At 62.3% G+C, this 11,675-nt stretch carries 11 protein-coding genes; 4 read left to right on the forward strand and 7 right to left on the reverse strand.

Annotated elements, in window-relative coordinates; all coding sequences use genetic code 11:
* Positions 1 to 136: 136 nt before the first annotated feature.
* Entirely contained in the window at positions 137 to 1,396 is a 1,260-nt protein-coding gene (gene rho / locus FFS13_RS10205; RefSeq protein WP_137818995.1) for a transcription termination factor Rho, read from the reverse strand.
* A gap of 262 nt (positions 1,397 to 1,658) precedes the next feature.
* Positions 1,659 to 1,985 (reverse strand): thioredoxin TrxA, encoded by a 327-nt coding sequence (gene trxA / locus FFS13_RS10210; protein WP_119953307.1) that lies wholly within the window; start codon positions 1,983 to 1,985, stop codon positions 1,659 to 1,661.
* A 403-nt stretch (positions 1,986 to 2,388) separates the two neighbouring features.
* On the opposite strand from trxA, the gene ppx reads away from it, so the two are divergent.
* A complete protein-coding gene (ppx, locus tag FFS13_RS10215) occupies positions 2,389 to 3,891 on the forward strand; it encodes an exopolyphosphatase (RefSeq protein ID WP_137818996.1) in 1,503 nt (500 codons plus the stop codon).
* On the opposite strand, the gene ppk1 is transcribed toward ppx, so the two are convergent.
* Entirely contained in the window at positions 3,878 to 6,115 is a 2,238-nt protein-coding gene (gene ppk1, locus FFS13_RS10220; protein ID WP_137818997.1) for a polyphosphate kinase 1, read from the reverse strand. The genes ppx and ppk1 overlap by 14 nt on opposite strands.
* 18 nt (positions 6,116 to 6,133) lie before the next feature.
* Positions 6,134 to 7,147, reverse strand: a complete 1,014-nt coding sequence (gene hemB, locus FFS13_RS10225) for a porphobilinogen synthase (RefSeq protein WP_137818998.1) — start codon at positions 7,145 to 7,147, stop codon at positions 6,134 to 6,136.
* A gap of 207 nt (positions 7,148 to 7,354) precedes the next feature.
* On the opposite strand from hemB, the gene FFS13_RS10230 reads away from it, so the two are divergent.
* The 3 genes from FFS13_RS10230 to FFS13_RS10240 all read left to right on the forward strand — a co-directional run bounded on the left by FFS13_RS10230 (position 7,355) and on the right by FFS13_RS10240 (position 9,571).
* Entirely contained in the window at positions 7,355 to 7,909 is a 555-nt protein-coding gene (locus FFS13_RS10230) for a DedA family protein (protein ID WP_137818999.1), read from the forward strand.
* 388 nt (positions 7,910 to 8,297) lie between these two features.
* On the forward strand, positions 8,298 to 8,963 hold the full coding sequence (gene elbB / locus FFS13_RS10235) for an isoprenoid biosynthesis glyoxalase ElbB (RefSeq protein ID WP_137819000.1): 666 nt from the start codon (positions 8,298 to 8,300) through the stop codon (positions 8,961 to 8,963).
* A 137-nt stretch (positions 8,964 to 9,100) separates the two neighbouring features.
* The gene (locus FFS13_RS10240; RefSeq protein WP_137819001.1) at positions 9,101 to 9,571 is read left to right on the forward strand and encodes a thioesterase family protein; all 471 of its coding nucleotides are present in this window, start codon (positions 9,101 to 9,103) and stop codon (positions 9,569 to 9,571) included.
* 15 nt (positions 9,572 to 9,586) lie between these two features.
* On the opposite strand, the gene FFS13_RS10245 is transcribed toward FFS13_RS10240, so the two are convergent.
* The 3 genes from FFS13_RS10245 to FFS13_RS10255 form a co-directional block, all read right to left on the reverse strand.
* Complete coding sequence (locus tag FFS13_RS10245) at positions 9,587 to 10,048, reverse strand: YaiI/YqxD family protein (RefSeq protein ID WP_137819002.1); 462 nt, start codon at positions 10,046 to 10,048, stop codon at positions 9,587 to 9,589.
* A 142-nt stretch (positions 10,049 to 10,190) separates the two neighbouring features.
* Positions 10,191 to 10,823: a LysE family transporter gene (locus FFS13_RS10250; RefSeq protein ID WP_137819003.1), complete on the reverse strand. Its 633-nt coding sequence runs from the start codon at positions 10,821 to 10,823 to the stop codon at positions 10,191 to 10,193.
* 73 nt (positions 10,824 to 10,896) lie between these two features.
* A complete protein-coding gene (locus FFS13_RS10255; RefSeq protein WP_137819004.1) occupies positions 10,897 to 11,649 on the reverse strand; it encodes a TerC family protein in 753 nt (250 codons plus the stop codon).
* Between the last annotated feature and the right edge of the window lie 26 nt (positions 11,650 to 11,675).

Consider the following 11,675-nt stretch of genomic DNA (forward strand, 5'->3'; position numbering starts at 1 on the left):
GCCTCATAGCGGCGTGCGAGTCGGGCGCAAAGTTTAGCGCCGAACCCGGTCACTCAGAAGGGCGGATCTGCTCGTAGAATAGATACGCAGGTAGCAAAAAGCCGGGTTGCCCCGGCTTTCGCAAGACTTCCAGCGCTTACTTGCGCTTCATCGACTGGAAGAATTCGTCGTTGGTCTTGGTCGCCTTCAGGCGATCGAGGAGGAACTCGATGGCGGCGATCTCGTCCATCGGGTGCAGCAGCTTGCGCAGAATCCACATGCGTTGCAGCTCGTCCTCGGCCGTCAGCAACTCTTCGCGGCGGGTGCCGGAGCGATTGATGTTGATGGCCGGAAACACCCGCTTCTCGGCGATGCGACGATCCAGGGGCAGCTCCATGTTGCCGGTGCCCTTGAACTCTTCGTAGATCACTTCGTCCATCTTCGAGCCGGTTTCCACCAGCGCGGTAGCGATGATGGTCAGCGAACCGCCTTCCTCGATGTTGCGCGCGGCACCGAAGAAACGCTTGGGCTTCTCCAGGGCGTGGGCGTCGACACCACCGGTAAGCACCTTGCCGGAGCTCGGGATCACGGTGTTGTAGGCGCGCGCCAGACGGGTGATGGAGTCGAGCAGAATGACCACGTCCTTCTTGTGCTCGACCAGGCGCTTGGCCTTCTCGATCACCATCTCGGCGACCTGCACGTGGCGGGTCGGCGGTTCGTCGAAGGTCGAGGCGACCACTTCGCCGCGCACGGTGCGCTGCATCTCGGTCACTTCTTCCGGGCGCTCGTCGATCAGCAGGACGATCAGATGGCACTCGGGATTGTTGCGGGTGATGTTGGCCGCGATGTTCTGCAGCATGATGGTCTTGCCGGCCTTCGGCGGCGCGACGATCAAGCCACGCTGGCCCTTGCCGATTGGCGCACAGAGGTCGATGACCCGGCCGGTCAGGTCTTCGGTGGAGCCATTGCCGGCTTCCATGACCAGGCGCTTGTTGGGGAACAGCGGCGTCAGGTTCTCGAACAGGATCTTGTTCTTGGCGTTCTCGGGACGGTCGTAGTTGATGGTGTCGACCTTGAGCAACGCGAAGTAGCGCTCGCCTTCTTTCGGCGGACGAATCTTGCCGACTATGGTGTCGCCGGTACGCAGGTTGAAGCGACGGATCTGGCTCGGCGAGACGTAGATATCGTCCGGGCCGGCCAGGTACGAGGCGTCCGCGGAACGGAGGAAGCCGAAGCCGTCCTGGAGGATCTCCAGCACGCCATCACCGGAAATTTCCTCGCCGCTTTTCGCGTGCTTTTTCAACAGGGAGAAAATCACATCCTGCTTGCGCGAACGGGCCATATTTTCTATGCCCATCTGTTCGGCCATTTCGAGCAGTTCGGTAATCGGCTTTTGCTTGAGTTCAGTCAGATTCATATAGGAATGACGTAGTCGTGAAGGAGGGGAATAAGCGTTTAGCTTAAGAGGCCGCGCCGCGGAGAAGGCGACAGGATCGCCTGCTGGTTTATCGAAAGTATTCGAGCAGGAGTGCGTCGGCGACGGCTTGCAGAGAGCAACGGAGGAACCGTTGCGAGGCCGAATGTACCACCGGCTTAACGGAGCGTCTAGTCTCGCACCATGAAAAAGCCCCGCGGTGTGCGGGGCTTTTTAACCAAGGCTCAAATTCTCTGACAGCAGCTTAGATATTGCTGTCGAGGAAGGCGGCCAGTTGCGATTTGGACAGGGCACCAACCTTGGTGGCCTCGACGTTGCCGTTCTTGAACAGCATCAGGGTCGGGATGCCACGCACGCCGTACTTCGGCGGGGTGTCTTGGTTTTCGTCGATATTCAGCTTGCAGACCTTCAATTTGCCTTGGTAGGTCTGGGCGATTTCGTCCAGTACCGGGGCAATCATTTTGCACGGGCCGCACCACTCAGCCCAGTAATCGACCAACACCGGGCCATCAGCCTGGAGCACGTCCTGGTCAAAGCTGGCGTCGCTGACGTGGGTGATGAATTCGCTCATGGAAACTCTCCGTGGTCGGAAGCATAAAAGTGGCCGCCATCATAGCCCGGCTTTGCAGTGACCGAAAGCCGCGGCCGATTGAGCTTTGCTATAACGCGCCAGGCAAAAGCTGATCGATCGATGGTTGCGAGGCAATTTAGCGGCTGGCGCCACTCGCGCCTCGAACCCATCAATACGCCGGTCACACAACGCCTGGCATAAGTTAAAGCCTGGATAAGAATGCTCGCCAGCAGCCGCTTCAGCAAGCCACTCACACCCGGCAATAGTCGTATAACGAAATAGCCAATCACCCGGCTTCAGAGCACCAGTCATCGTCAACCGGCTGCCGCGTACTATGCTCCGCGTTGGCGTGGCCGCCCTATCGTGGCAGGATGACGCGCTCAAGCATCGAGACTCTTAGACCATGCCGCTAACGCCTGCCAAGCATTTCTCCATGATCGCCGCCATCGACCTCGGCTCGAACAGCTTCCATATCGTTCTAGCCAGAGTCGATCACGGTGAAATCCGCATTCTTGAGCGGCTCGGTGAAAAGGTTCAGTTGGCTGCCGGGATCGATGAGCAGCGCCAGCTCAGCGAAGAGTCGATGCAGCGCGGCCTCGATTGCCTGCGGCGCTTTGCCCAACTGATTAACGGCTTGCCGCAGGGCGCCGTGCGGGTCGTCGGCACCAACGCCCTGCGCGAGGCGCGCAACCGCACGGCGTTTATCCGCCGTGCGGAAGAAATCCTCGGCCACCCGGTGGAGGTCATCTCCGGCCGCGAAGAGGCCCGCCTGATTTACCTGGGCGTCTCGCACACCCTCGCCGACACCCCTGGCAAACGCCTGGTGGCGGATATCGGCGGCGGCAGTACCGAGTTCATCATCGGCCAGCGCTTCGAACCACTGCTGCGGGAAAGCCTGCAGATGGGCTGCGTGAGTTACACCCAACGCTATTTCCGCGACGGCAAGATCACCCCGGCGCGCTATGCCCAGGCCTATACCGCCGCGCGCCTGGAGCTAATGGGGATCGAGCACGGCCTGCGCCGCCTCAGCTGGCAGGAATCGGTGGGCGCCTCGGGCACCATCCGCGCCGTCGGCCTGGTGATCAAGGCCGGCGGCCATGGCAGCGGCGAAGTGAATGCCGAGGGCCTCGCCTGGCTGAAGCGCAAGGTGCTCAAGCTCGGCGAGGTGGACAAGCTGGAGATGGATGGCATCAAACCCGATCGCCGGGCCATCTTCCCGGCCGGCCTGGCGATTCTCGAGGCCATCTTCGATGCCCTGGATCTGCAGCGCATGCACCACTCCGAAGGCGCGCTGCGCGAAGGCGTGTTGTATGACCTGCTCGGCCGCCATCACCACGAGGACGTCCGTGAGCGCACCCTCAGCGCGCTGATGGAGCGCTACCACGCCGATCTGGAACAGGCTTTGCGGGTCGAAGCCAAAGCGCTGCAAGCGCTGGAGGACGTGGCCGCGGCCTGGGAGCTGGACGACGACTGGCACCGTGAGCTGCTGAGCTGGGCGAGCAAGGTGCATGAGATCGGTCTGGACATCGCCCACTATCAATACCACAAGCACGGCGCCTACCTGATCGAACACTCGGACCTGGCCGGCTTCTCCCGTGAAGATCAGCTAATGCTGGCGCTGCTGGTGCGCGGCCACCGGCGCAACATCCCCAAGGACAGATTCGCCGAGTTCGGCGATGAAGGCGTCAAACTGATGCGCTTATGCGTACTGCTGCGCTTCGCCATCCTCTTCCACCACATCCGCGGCACTCAAGAAATGCCGCAGGTGCAGTTACAGGCCGGGGAGCAAAGCCTGGATGTGCTGTTCCCCGAAGGCTGGCTGGCCGCCAACCCGCTGACTCAGGCCGACTTCGAGCAGGAGGCCGAATGGCTGAAGCGCATCGGCCTCAGCCTTAGCGTACGCTGAGCGGCAGGTTAGTCAGCCGCTCCAGCAGCCCCGCCTGCGCATTGCGCGGGTTCTGATTGCCGGTTGGGCTCACCCGCAGGTAGCGCCCGTCGGGCTGCAGCACCCAGCTCTGGGTGTTGTCGCTGAGGTAGGACTCCAGCTCCTTCTTCACCCGCAGGATCAGCTTCCTACCTTCCACCGGGAAACAGGTCTCGACCCGCTTATCCAGGTTGCGTTCCATCCAGTCGGCACTGGAGAGGTAAATCCTCTCGTCGCCGTCATTGAGGAAGTAGAAGACCCGCGTGTGCTCGAGGAAGCGCCCGATGATCGAGCGCACATGAATGTTGTGCGACACCCCCGCAATGCCCGGACGCAGGCAGCACATGCCGCGCACCACCAAGTCGATCCGCACCCCGGACTGGCTGGCCTTGTACAGCGCGCGGATGACCTTCGGGTCGGTCAAGGAGTTGAACTTGGCCATGATGTGCGCGGACTTGCCCTCGCCGGCCAACTGCGTTTCCCGCGCGATCATGTCGAGCAAGGCCTTCTTCAGGGTGAAGGGCGCGTGCAGCAGCTTCTTCATCCGCAGCGTCTTGCCCATGCCGATCAACTGGCTGAACAGCTTGGAGACATCCTCGCAGAGCGCATCATCCGAGGTGATCAGGCTGTAGTCGGTGTACAGGCGGGCGTTACCGGCGTGATAGTTGCCGGTGCCGAGGTGGGCGTAACGGACGATCTCGCCGCTCTCGCGCCGCAGGATCAGCATCATCTTGGCGTGGGTCTTGAAGCCGACCACCCCGTAGATCACCACCGCCCCCGCCGCTTGCAGACGGCTGGCCAGCTGTAGGTTGGACTCTTCGTCGAAGCGCGCCCGCAACTCGATCACCGCGGTGACTTCCTTGCCGTTGCGCGCCGCGTCCACCAGCGCGTCGACTATCTCGGAGTTGGCGCCGCTGCGATACAGCGTCTGTTTGACCGCCAGCACCTGCGGGTCTTTCGCCGCCTGGCGGAGCAAGTCGACCACCGGGGTGAAGGACTCGAAGGGGTGCAGCAAGAGGATGTCCTGCTTGCTGACCACGTTGAACAGGTTGTCGCTGTTTTGCAGCAGCTTGGGGATCGCCGGGGTAAACGGCGTGTATTGCAGCTCCGGGTGACTAGCCAAACCGGTGATGCTGAACAACCGCGTCAGGTTGACCGGACCGTTGACCCGATACAACTCGCTCTCGCTCAGGGTGAACTGTTTGAGCAGGTAATCGGACAGGTGCTTCGGACAGGTGTCGGCCACTTCCAAGCGCACCGCATCCCCATAGCGGCGCGAGAACAGCTCGCCGCGTAGGGCGCGCGCCAGGTCTTCGACATCCTCGGTATCCACCGACAGGTCGGCGTTGCGGGTCAGACGGAACTGGTAGCAACCCTTGACCTTCATGCCCTGGAACAGATCGTCGGCATGGGCGTGGATCATCGAGGACAAGAACACGTGGTTATCGCCGGCCCCGCCGACCTCTTCGGGCACCTTGATCACCCGCGGCAGCAGGCGTGGCGCTGGGATGATCGCCAGACCGGAGTCGCGTCCGAAGGCATCCACGCCTTCCAGCTCGACGATAAAGTTCAGGCTCTTGTTCACTAACAAAGGGAACGGATGCGTCGGGTCGAGGCCGATCGGCGTGATGATCGGCGCGATCTCATCGCGGAAATAGCGCCGCACCCAAGCCTTGATTTTGGCCGTCCAGTGCCGGCGGCGGATGAAGGTGATGTGGTGCTTGGCCAGCTCGGGAAACAGCACGTCATTCAGAATGGCGTACTGGCGACCCACCTGCTCATGCACCAGCTCGCTGATCCGCGCCAGCACCTGGTGCGGCTGCAGGCCGTCGGCACCGGCCTGCTCACGGGCGAAGGTGATTTGTTTCTTCAGGCCGGCGACGCGAATCTCGAAGAACTCATCCAGGTTGCTGGAGAAGATCAGCAGAAACTTCAACCGCTCCAACAACGGATAGGACTCATCCAGCGCCTGTTCCAGCACGCGGATATTGAATTTCAGCTGCGACAGCTCGCGGTGGATGTAGAGGCTGCTGTCATCCAGGCTCGGCACGCTGATCGGTGCTGGCGCTGGGATCGGCTCCGGCAGCGCCTCCACCGGCGGCGGGACTAGCGGCAGCGATTCCACTACCGCAGGCTCCTCTACGACCGGCGCCACTACAGGCAGCGCTTCAAGCAATTCAGTACTGCTGAGTCCTTGGGTATTCATCGCGTCTTCCCTGGGGGCTTACTGCCCCCGTTTTAACAGTTCTGCCGCACGGACGGCGAAATAGCTGAGGATGCCATCGGCGCCGGCACGTTTGCAGGCGGTGAGGGATTCCAGAATCACCGCCTCACTCAGCCAGCCGTTCTCGATCGCCGCCATATGCATGGCGTACTCACCGCTCACTTGATAGACAAAGGTCGGCACGCGAAATTCCTCTTTGACCCGCCAGAGGATGTCCAAGTAGGGCATGCCCGGCTTGACCATGACCATGTCCGCGCCTTCGGCCAGATCGGCGGCGACTTCGTGCAAGGCCTCGTTGCCATTGGCCGGGTCCATTTGGTAGGTGGCCTTGTTGCCCTTGCCGAGGTTGGCGGCCGAGCCCACCGCATCGCGGAACGGGCCGTAATAGGCGCTGGCGTATTTGGCCGAGTAGGCCATGATCCGCACGTTGCTGTGGTCCGCCAGCTCCAGCGCTTCGCGAATGGCCTGAATACGCCCATCCATCATGTCCGACGGCGCAACCACCTGCGCTCCCGCCGCGGCATGCGAGAGGGCCTGCCGGACCAGCGCATCGACGGTGATGTCGTTCTGCACATAGCCCTGCTCGTCGAGGATGCCGTCCTGGCCATGGGTGGTGAACGGGTCGAGCGCCACGTCGCTGATCACCCCCAGCTCCGGGAAACGCTCACGCAGCGCGCGGATGGCGCGCTGGGCAATGCCCTCCGGGTTCCAGGCCTCGCTGCCATCCAGGGACTTCTTCTCCAGCGGCGTCACCGGGAACAGCGCCAGCGCCGGAATGCCCAAGGCGACCCAGGCCTGCGCCTCTTGCAGCAGCAGGTCAATCGACAGGCGCTCGACGCCGGGCATAGAGGGAATGGCTTCGCGACGGTTGTGACCGTCCAGCACGAAGACCGGCAGGATCAAATCGTCGACCGTCAGGACAGTTTCCCGCACCAGGCGCCGGGAAAAATCGTCACGGCGGTTACGCCGTAGGCGGGTAGCGGGGAACAGACGATTGGCGGGGGTAAAGCTCACGGCAGACTCCAGGGCCCGCGCAGACGGGCGAGTGTGACAGTTATAGGCCGCTATTATGACCAAAGAATGACGACCCGGGCGCCGCTGCGACGGCACGCCACAGCTATTCTCGGCGCCCGGGTGAATCACGTCGAGAACCATCGCCATACTTTCCCCTGACGCCCAAGCGGGTTAGGCTGCGCGTTCATTTCGCCGTGCACACTGACGATGCTCCAACAATTCCTCCAGGATTTCGGCTACTTCGCCCTGTTCCTCGGCACCTTTTTCGAAGGCGAAACCATCCTGGTTCTGGCCGGCTTTCTCGCATTCCGCGGTTATATGGACATCAACGCGGTGGTCGCCACGGCCTTTTTCGGTAGCTATGCCGGTGACCAGCTCTGGTACTACCTCGGCCGTAAACACGGGCGCAAACTGCTCGCCCGCAAGCCGCGCTTGCAACTGATGGGGGTCAAGGCGCTGAGCTACGTTCAGCGCCATCCGGATATCTGGGTGCTGAGCTTTCGCTTCGTCTACGGCCTGCGCACCGTGATGCCGGTAGCCATCGGCCTGTCCGGCTACCCGCCATTGCGCTATCTGCTGCTGAACGGCATCGGTGCGGCGGTCTGGGCTGCCGCGCTGGGCTACGCGGCCTTCCACTTCGGCGCGGTGCTGGAGGGGATGCTCGGGAATATCAAACGTTACGAACTGTGGGTGCTCGGCGGCTTGCTCCTGCTCGGCGCTATCCTCTGGCTGCGCCGGCGCTTGAAGACACCGAAGCTCTGAGCAGGCCGGGTTGCCGGCCCCGCGCCAGCGCTCGGCGAGCAGTTCCAGCGCGATAGGCAGGAAGAAAAAGGCCACGGCGCAAAGGACGTAATTCATGGCCCACCCATATCGTTATGCCTGGCCGAAGGCTAGGATTGTTGCAGAGGATCCTAGCCCATGCCCCGTATTCCTCTGCGGGCGTAGCGTGACAACTTGAGCGGCATTTGACGACAGCCTGCGCAAAGCCCTTCGCCAGGGTGCAGGTGCTGCCATACGGCAACGCTAATCAGCTATTTGCCCCAAGCAGCGGTCTAACTATTTACCCATCTCGGCTAGCCAGGGATCCCCGACCAGGAACTTTCTGCGTGAGGTTCTTGGCCGCCAGCCCATCCAGTGACGAGGCGTCGCCATGCATAAAAAAGTTGCTGTAATCCTCTCCGGTTGCGGTGTCTATGACGGCGCCGAAGTCTACGAGAGTGTGCTCACCCTGTTACGCCTCGACCAACGTGGCGCCCTGGTGCAGTGCTTCGCGCCGAACATCGCCCAGCACCAGGTGATCAACCACCTCAGCGGCGAGGAGATGCCCGAATCGCGCAACGTGCTGGTGGAAGCCGCGCGGATAGCTCGCGGCCAGATCAAGGACGTGCGCGAAGCCAAGGCCGAAGATTTCGATGCGCTGATCCTGCCAGGCGGCTTCGGCGCCGCGAAGAACCTCTCCGACTTCGCCAGCAATGGCGCCCACTGCAGCGTGCAGCCAGATGTGCTGGCGCTGGCCAAAGCATTCGCCGCCGCGCAAAAACCAGTGGGGCTGATCTGCATCGCCCCGGCGCTGGCGGCGAAAATCTATGGCCCCGGCGTCACCTGCACCATCGGCAACGATGTCGGCACCGCCGCGGCGCTGAGCGAGATGGGCGTGCAGCATGAAGCGTGCACGGTCGACGAGATCATCGAAGACACCGAGCGCAAACTGGTGAGCACCCCGGCCTATATGCTCGCGCAATCGATCAGCGAGGCTGCCTCCGGCATCAACAAGCTGGTCGACCGCGTGCTCGAACTGACCGTCCCCCAGAGCTGAACCTAGGGCAACCCAACCTAGATCGGCCCCTAAGCAGGCCGATCCGGCCAATGTTCGCGGCACTCGCGCCGCGCCTCTGGCCAAGCCAGCGCGCTTGCCGCAGCGTACTAAGCCAACCCCGCCGACGCAGAATCAGCATGCCCAAGCAGCCCTTCGAACTCACCGCAGAACTGCAGCAGGCGGTGAGCAGCTTTTTCCAGCGCATTCCCTTCAACCAGGTGCTCGGCATCCAACTCGGCGAGCTGTCGCCCGAGCGGGTGGTGATGTCTCTACCGATGAAGCCAGAGCTGATCGGCAACTTCGTCCACGGCATTCTGCACGGTGGCGTGATCGCCTCGTTGCTGGATGTGGCCGGCGGTGCCATGGCACTGATCGGTGCCTTCGAGCGCCATCAGCACTTGCCCAGCGCCGAGCGCATGGCGCGACTGTCCAAGCTCGGCACCATCGATTTGCGCATCGACTACCTGCGCCCCGGTCGCGGCCAGCACTTCACCGCGCAGGCCGTGCTGCTGCGCTCAGGCAATAAAGTTGCGGTGGTGCGCTCGGAACTGCATGCCGACGACGGCACCCTGGTGGCGGTCGGTACCGGCACCTATCTCTGTGGTTAAGCCGGGAAACCCGGCCTAGCGGGTTGAGGCTCGGGCCAGACGGGTGAGGATGCGATCCAGTGCATTGGCGAAGGCCTGCTTCTCGCGCTCGCCATAGGGCGCAGGACCGCCACCGACCTGGCCTTGTTCACGCAAATCGGTAAACAGATTACGCACCGCCAGGCGCTCGCCCATGTTCCCCGCGTCGAACTCACGCCCACGTGGGTCGAGCGCCGCCACCCCTTTTTTGATCAGCCGATCGGCCAGCGGCACATCGCTGCAGATCACCAGTTCGCCGGGCACTGCATGTTCGACCAGATAATCATCGGCGGCATCCGGGCCGCTCGGCACCACGATCAAGCGCACACAGGCAAAAGCCGGCTTGATCTGACTCTGCCCGGCCACCAGCAGCACCTCGAACCGGCGCTTCAAGGCGAACTTGAGCAGTTGATCCTTGGCGGCCTTCGGGCAGGCATCCGCGTCGATCCAGACTCGCATGGGGAAATTTCCTAGGGGTTTTTTGCGCCAACGGGCGAGCAGTATGCCTCTGCTCGCCCGCTCAACCTCAGCTGGCGCCGAGCCGCTGACGCTCGGCCAGGCGGCTAGGCGCGGAAGCTGGTCGCGGCGGTCTAGCTATTACTCAGGTCGACGCCCGCCGCACGGTGGCCAATAGCGCGGCCGCGCCGACGAACAAGGTGGCGAAGGTCCGATTCATCAGCCGTTGCTGGCGCGGCGTACGCAGCACACGTAGGACCCGCGCGGCCAAACCGGTGTAACCGGCCATGACGATCAGGTCGACCGTGATCATGGTCACGCCCATGGTCAGGTACTGAGCCAGCAGCGGCGCATGCGGGTCGATAAATTGCGGCAGCACCGCCAACATGAACACCACGGCCTTGGGGTTGCTGACGTTGACCAAAAAGCCCCGCAGCACCAAGGTCAATGGCCGGCCCAGCGGGCGCTCGGCAGAGCCACTGGCCAGATCGCTCGGCAACGCCTGCCACTGCCGATACGCCAGATAGACCAGATAACCGACGCCGAACCACTTGATCAGGCTGAAGGCCAGCGCCGAAGTCGCGAGAATCGCGCCAACCCCGGCCGCGACTATGGCGATCTGCAGGGCCAGGCCCAGTTGCAGGCCGAGGGCATTCCAGTAGCCATGCCAGAAGCCGTATTGCAGGCCGCAGGACATCGAGGCAATCGCGCCGGCACCCGGCGACAGGCTGATCACCCAACAGGCAACGAAGAAGGCGAGCCAGGTCTCTAGCAGCATGGCGGGTACCTCAAAAGAAAGGGGCAGGCCCTGCAGCCTACCCCTTGCGTGCAACAGCGCCCAGTACTGTCGGTCAGTCCGGCGAACCCTTGCGCAGATGTACCGGCTCAATCTGCTTGGCTTTGCCGGTGCGCATGCGGATATTGATCGCTTCCACCGCCAGCGAGAAGGCCATGGCGAAGTAGACGTAACCCTTAGGTACATGCACCTCGAACGCCTCGGCGATCAGCACGGTGCCGACTACGATCAGAAACGACAGCGCGAGCATTTTCAGCGACGGATGCTTGTCGATATAAGCACTGATGGTGCCGGCCGCCAGCATCATCACGCCGACCGAAATCACGATCGCCGCAACCATCACCGGTACGTTCTGCACCAGGCCGACCGCGGTGATCACCGAGTCGAGGGAGAAGATGATATCGATGATGGCGATCTGCGTGATGATCCCCATGAAGCCATAGACCTTGCCGCCCGCCTGCTGCGCCTCTTCGGCGCCTTCCAGGCCGTGGTAGATCTCCGAGGAGCTCTTGAACAGCAGGAACAAGCCGCCGAAGAACAGGATCAGGTCACGCCCGGAAATCCCCTGCTCCAGTACCGTGAACAGGTCACTGGTCAGGCGCATGACCCAGGTGATCGAGAGCAACAGCAGAATCCGCGTACCCATCGCCAGGGCCAAGCCGAAGAAGCGCGCCTTGGCTTGCTGCTGCAGCGGCAGACGGCCGACCAGAATCGAAATAAAGATGATGTTGTCGATGCCGAGGACGATTTCCAGAGCCGTCAGGGTCAGAAAGGCGACCCAGATCTCAGGGCTCATTAGCCATTCCATGCGTATACCTCAATAAGGGGGGAGTA

This window comes from Pseudomonas sp. 2FG, from assembly GCF_005502935.1.
GTDB lineage: Bacteria > Pseudomonadota > Gammaproteobacteria > Pseudomonadales > Pseudomonadaceae > Aquipseudomonas.

Excerpts from the sequence above, each read along its gene's own strand:
- ppk1 (WP_137818997.1), bottom strand. The coding sequence starts at position 6,115 with ATGAATACCCAAGGACTCAGCAGTACTGAATTGCTTGAAGCGCTGCCT.
- FFS13_RS10240 (WP_137819001.1), top strand. The coding sequence starts at position 9,101 with ATGCCCAAGCAGCCCTTCGAACTCACCGCAGAACTGCAGCAGGCGGTG.
- rho (WP_137818995.1), bottom strand. The coding sequence starts at position 1,396 with ATGAATCTGACTGAACTCAAGCAAAAGCCGATTACCGAACTGCTCGAA.
- elbB (WP_137819000.1), top strand. The coding sequence starts at position 8,298 with ATGCATAAAAAAGTTGCTGTAATCCTCTCCGGTTGCGGTGTCTATGAC.
- FFS13_RS10255 (WP_137819004.1), bottom strand. The coding sequence starts at position 11,649 with ATGGAATGGCTAATGAGCCCTGAGATCTGGGTCGCCTTTCTGACCCTG.
- FFS13_RS10245 (WP_137819002.1), bottom strand. The coding sequence starts at position 10,048 with ATGCGAGTCTGGATCGACGCGGATGCCTGCCCGAAGGCCGCCAAGGAT.
- trxA (WP_119953307.1), bottom strand. The coding sequence starts at position 1,985 with ATGAGCGAATTCATCACCCACGTCAGCGACGCCAGCTTTGACCAGGAC.
- FFS13_RS10250 (WP_137819003.1), bottom strand. The coding sequence starts at position 10,823 with ATGCTGCTAGAGACCTGGCTCGCCTTCTTCGTTGCCTGTTGGGTGATC.
- FFS13_RS10230 (WP_137818999.1), top strand. The coding sequence starts at position 7,355 with ATGCTCCAACAATTCCTCCAGGATTTCGGCTACTTCGCCCTGTTCCTC.
- ppx (WP_137818996.1), top strand. The coding sequence starts at position 2,389 with ATGCCGCTAACGCCTGCCAAGCATTTCTCCATGATCGCCGCCATCGAC.